3 protein-coding genes and 1 pseudogene are annotated in these 3027 nt (G+C 42.2%); 3 read left to right on the plus strand and 1 reads right to left on the minus strand.

Going from position 1 to position 3027, the window contains the following annotated elements; all coding sequences use genetic code 11:
• Positions 1 to 323, minus strand: a pseudogene (locus tag ACR2F7_RS09835) (sodium:solute symporter); the annotation flags it as partial.
• An 85-nt stretch (positions 324 to 408) separates the two neighbouring features.
• Here ACR2F7_RS09835 and recR point away from each other — a divergent pair.
• The 3 genes from recR to trpD form a co-directional block, all read left to right on the plus strand.
• Positions 409 to 1026, plus strand: coding sequence for a recombination mediator RecR (gene recR, locus ACR2F7_RS09840; RefSeq protein ID WP_432713398.1), 618 nt, complete (start codon positions 409 to 411; stop codon positions 1024 to 1026).
• 7 nt (positions 1027 to 1033) lie between these two features.
• Positions 1034 to 1849: an SDR family oxidoreductase gene (locus ACR2F7_RS09845; RefSeq protein WP_432713399.1), complete on the plus strand. Its 816-nt coding sequence runs from the start codon at positions 1034 to 1036 to the stop codon at positions 1847 to 1849.
• 188 nt (positions 1850 to 2037) lie between these two features.
• Positions 2038 to 3027: anthranilate phosphoribosyltransferase (trpD, locus tag ACR2F7_RS09850; RefSeq protein WP_432713400.1), on the plus strand; the 990-nt coding region annotated here is incomplete at its 3' end.

Consider the following 3027-nt stretch of genomic DNA (forward strand, 5'->3'; position numbering starts at 1 on the left):
AGGTAAGTGTAAATGGAAATGATGTTTAGGCGGTAATACAAGGGCAGAAGCACCGTAGCGATGATAATAAAGCCTACCGCATTACCTAAAATGAATTGGAAATAGCCAAATTCACTTTTACCTACTGCCCCGGGAACGGAAATAAAGGTTACCCCTGATAAAGCGGTTCCAATCATTCCAAAAGCCACCAGGTACCATTTAGAGTTTCGGTTAGCTATAAAGAAAGCTGAATTGTCGGAGTGTTTTCTCGATGTGAAATAGGCTACACCGAGTAATAACAAGAAATAGCCAATTAAAAAAGACAGAAGTATAGCTGGGGTCATAGTTGGAAATTAGGGTTATTCTTTTAAATGTAATAAATTGGGTTTTTTAGAATTAATTAACCGAAGATAAATATAAATTTGTAAAATGAATTTTTCTTCGAAATTACTTGAGGATGCCGTAATGGAATTTGCAAAATTACCGGGGGTAGGACAGAAGACTGCACTACGCCTTGTATTGCATCTTTTAAACAGGGAAACCCAAGAGGTAGAGCAATTTGGTAATGCCATCGTCAGGTTACGCCAGGAGATCAAGCACTGTGCCATTTGTCATAATATTGCCGACCAGGAAATTTGCGAAATCTGCAGCTCCAATAAAAGGGAGAAAGAGGTGATTTGTGTAGTAGAAGATACCCGTGATGTGATGGCTGTAGAAAACACTTCTCAGTATTTCGGCGTTTACCATGTTTTAGGTGGCTTAATATCCCCGATGGATGGCATCGGCCCTTCAGATCTTTTCATAGATTCGCTGGTACAACGTGTGGCCACAACACCAGTGAAGGAAGTTATTCTTGCGCTGAGTGCCACCATGGAAGGTGATACCACACTTTTTTACCTTTACAAAAGACTTAAAGACTTTCAAATCCCTATCACCACCATTGCCAAGGGTATTGCCTTCGGCGGTGAGCTGGAATATGCAGATGAAATTACCCTCGGTCGTTCGATCATTACCCGGGTACCTTACGAAAACGCGATCATCAAATAAACATTTCATGGATTTTAAAAATAAAGTAGTCGTTATTACTGGTGCTTCTTCTGGTATTGGTAAAGCTTGTGCAGAAGAATTTGCACGTAGGGGTGCATGCCTGGTCCTCGCGGCAAGGCAATATGTTAACCTCTGTGAAATTACGGCAGCACTGCAAACTACCTATGGCATTAAAGCGATAGCCGTGCAGGTTGATGTGAGTAAGGAAGAAGAATGCGAAGCCCTGATGATACAAGCCATAGCCACTTTCGGCAAGATCGATATCCTGGTCAACAATGCGGGTATCTCCATGAGGGCCTTATTTGCCGATCTTGACCTCAGTGTGCTGAAGGACCTGATGGATGTGAACTTCTGGGGAACAGTTTATTGCACAAAATATGCATTGCCAGAAATTACCAAAACCAAAGGCAGCATTATTGGCGTTTCCTCCATTGCAGGCTATAGGGGTTTGCCCGGTAGAACAGGTTATTCTGCATCTAAATTTGCCATGAATGGCTTTATGGAATCCCTGCGCACAGAATTATTGCATACAGGGGTACATGTCATGGTGGCTTGTCCGGGTTTTACCGCTTCAAACATTCGTGTTGCTGCACTTGCTAAAGATGGCAAGCAGCATGGCGAAACCAGCATGGAAGAAGGTAAAATGATGACGGCAGCAGAAGTGGCCACCACCATTGTGGATGGCATAGGCAACAGAAAGCGCACTTTGGTAATGACAGCACAAGGCAAACTAACGGTATGGCTCAATAAGCTGTATCCTTCACTGGCTGATCGTTTGGTTTTCAAGCATTTTACCAAGGAGAAAAATCCCCTGATTAAATAATAATTTAAAAAACAGTTGCAGCTTTGCAAAAACAATTCCATATTTGCTCTATGTTGATTTTAACAAACGGACTTCTTAAATATTGGTGGCAAAACGCTAAAGCGTGATGTAACCCTATTGAGTACGTTTTATTTTATATAAATAATTTGAGGGTTGCTGTAAATAGCAACCTTTTTTGTTTTGTAGCCATGAAGAAAATTCTAAACTTTTTATTTGAAAATAAAAGCCTCAGCAGAGCTGAAGCACAGAAAATATTGACTTCCATTGCCATGGGTGAGCATAACGCTACACAAATTGCTGCCTTTATCACAGCCTATGGGATGCGCAATATTACCGTGGAGGAGTTGCAGGGTTTCCGTGATGCCATGCTGGACTTATGTGTGAAAGTTGACTTTTCTGACTATGAGCTGATCGATCTTTGTGGTACCGGTGGCGATGGTAAAGATACCTTTAACATTTCTACACTGGCCTCTTTTGTGGTGGCAGGTACGGGCAATAAGGTAGCCAAACATGGTAACTATGGGGTTTCTTCGGGCTGCGGCTCTTCTAATGTCATGGAATACCTGGGTTACCAGTTTACCAATGATAAAGATGTGCTGAAACGTAGCTTAGATACAGCAGGCATTTGTTTTATCCATGCGCCGTTATTTAACCCGGCCATGAAAATTGTTGCCCCCATCCGCAAGGAACTGGGTGTAAAAACTTTCTTTAACATGCTGGGGCCAATGTGTAACCCTGCTAAACCTAAAAACCAGCTGGTAGGGGTATATAGCCTGGAACTTGCCCGTTTATATGCTTATCTCTACCAGGACACGGATAAAAACTATACCATCTTACATGCTTTGGGTGGTTTCGATGAAATCTCGCTCACCTGTAAGGTAAAAACCTTCACTAAAAAAGGAGAGTCCCTGTTATCAGTAGCCGACCTGGGTTTTGAAACGATTAACGAACAGGAAATCCGTGGTGGTGACACTGTGGCTTCTTCTGCACAGATCTTTGTAGATGTGCTGGCAGGTAAGGGCACAGATGCACAAACGAATGTGGTATTGTGTAACGCCGCAATGGCATTACAAACAATTGATCACACCAAAAGCTTTGCCGATTGTTTCTATGAGGCGGAAGAATCTTTAATGGCTAAAAAGGCCTTAAACAGCTTCCAGAAATTGTTAAATTTTACA

The sequence above is a fragment of the Pedobacter sp. genome (assembly GCF_045628745.1).
Taxonomy (GTDB): domain Bacteria; phylum Bacteroidota; class Bacteroidia; order Sphingobacteriales; family Sphingobacteriaceae; genus Pedobacter.

Excerpts from the sequence above, each read along its gene's own strand:
- recR (WP_432713398.1), top strand. The coding sequence starts at position 409 with ATGAATTTTTCTTCGAAATTACTTGAGGATGCCGTAATGGAATTTGCA.
- ACR2F7_RS09845 (WP_432713399.1), top strand. The coding sequence starts at position 1,034 with ATGGATTTTAAAAATAAAGTAGTCGTTATTACTGGTGCTTCTTCTGGT.